The organism is Enterobacter cloacae complex sp. IR53030 (assembly GCF_049238365.1).
In the GTDB taxonomy this organism is placed as follows: Bacteria; Pseudomonadota; Gammaproteobacteria; order Enterobacterales; family Enterobacteriaceae; genus Enterobacter; species Enterobacter kobei.
The window spans coordinates 1-1,801 of the sequence record NZ_JBMKHA010000064.1 but is presented as its reverse complement, the minus strand read 5'-3'; the positions used below and the strand labels follow the sequence as shown (position 1 = coordinate 1,801).

1 pseudogene is annotated in these 1,801 nt (G+C 63.4%); it reads right to left on the bottom strand.

Annotation, left to right across the window (positions count from 1 at the left end):
* Window positions 1–19: 19 nt before the first annotated feature.
* Window positions 20–1,669, bottom strand: a pseudogene (locus ACOTXR_RS25035) (Tn3-like element ISPa38 family transposase); the annotation flags it as partial.
* Window positions 1,670–1,801: the final 132 nt, after the last annotated feature.

Sequence of the window (1,801 nt, the reverse complement as noted above, 5' to 3'; positions counted from 1 at the left end):
TCTCATTAAATAAAGCACGCTAAGCCGGTTGCAGCGGCCGTAGCGGCCTGAACTTGCCCGCGCCGATCTTGGCGCTGCTGCGCCAGAGGTAATCGCCGGTCAGGTTGATGTGCTCCCAGCCGAGCGGCGACAGGTACTGCAACAGGCCGTCATCGACGGCTTGACCGTGGCCACGCAAGGCGTTCGCGGCCCGCTCCAGATAGACCGTGTTCCATAGCACGATGGCCGCCGTCACCAGGTTGAGGCCGCTGGCCCGGTAGCGCTGCTGCTCGAAGCTGCGGTCGCGGATTTCCCCCAGGCGGTTGAAGAACACGGCGCGGGCCAGCGCGTTGCGCGCCTCGCCTTTGTTCAGCCCGGCATGCACGCGGCGGCGCAGCTCGACGCTTTGCAGCCAGTCCAGGATGAACAGTGTGCGCTCGATGCGTCCCAGCTCACGCAGGGCGACGGCCAGGCCGTTCTGGCGCGGGTAGCTGCCAAGCTTCCTGAGCATCAGCGAGGCCGTCGCCGTGCCCTGCTTGATCGAGGTGGCCATCCGCAGGATTTCATCCCAATGGGCGCGGACGTGCTTGATGTTGAGCGTGCCGCCGATCATCGGTTTCAACGCCTCGTAGGTGGCATCGCCCTTCGGGATGTAGAGCTTGGTGTCGCCCAGGTCACGAATGCGCGGGGCGAAGCGGAAGCCCAGCAGGTGCATCAACGCGAAGACGTGGTCCGTGAACCCTGCCGTGTCGGTGTAGTGCTCCTCGATCCGCAGGTCGGATTCGTGATACAGCAGGCCGTCGAGCACGTAGGTCGAGTCGCGCACGCCGACGTTCACGACCTTGGTGTGGAACGGCGCGTACTGGTCGGAGATATGGGTGTAGAACGTCCGCCCTGGGCTGCTGCCGTATTTCGGATTGATGTGGCCGGTGCTCTCGGCCTTGCTGCCGGTGCGGAAGTTCTGGCCGTCCGACGATGACGTGGTGCCGTCGCCCCAATGCTCGGCGAAGGGATGTCGGAACTGCGCGTTGACCAGCTCGGCCAGTGCCGCCCCGTAGGTTTCGTCGCGGATGTGCCAGGCTTGCAGCCAGGCCAGCTTGGCGTAGGTCGTGCCGGGGCACGATTCCGCCATCTTGGTCAGGCCCAGGTTGATCGCGTCGGCGAGGATCGTGGTCAGCAACAGGTTTTTGTCCTTGGCCAGGTCGCCTGACTTCAGGTGGGCGAAGTGCCGGGTGAAGCCCGTCCATTCGTCTACCTCCAGCAGCAATTCGGTGATCTTGACGTGCGGTAGGATCATCGCCGTCTGGTCGATCAGGGCCTGTGCGGTATCGGGCACCGCCGCATCGAGCGGCGTGATCTTCAGGCCCGACTCCGTGATGATGGCGTCCGGCAGCTCGTTGGCCAGCGCCATGCGGTTGACGGTGGCGAGCTGCGTTTCCAGCAGCGTCAGCCGGTCATGCAGGTACTGGTCGCAATCGGTGGCCACGGCCAGCGGCAATTCGCTGGCCTGCTTGAGGCTGGCGAATTTCGCGGGCGGCACCAGGTAGTCCTCGAAGTCCTTGAACTGGCGCGAGCCTTGCACCCAGATGTCGCCGGAGCGCAGCGCGTTCTTCAGCTCCGACAGCGCGCACAGTTCGTAGTAGCGCCGGTCGATGCCGGTGTCGGTCATCACCAGCTTCTGCCAGGGGGAACCGCAGAATTCGGAAAAAATCGTACGCTAAGCTAACGGTGTTCTCGTGACAGCTCTTTGACTAAATAGCTGTTCCGAATAGTAGATCACCGGAGGAAGGGAACTCAGTCCAGTTTGTGCGATCTGATTAGT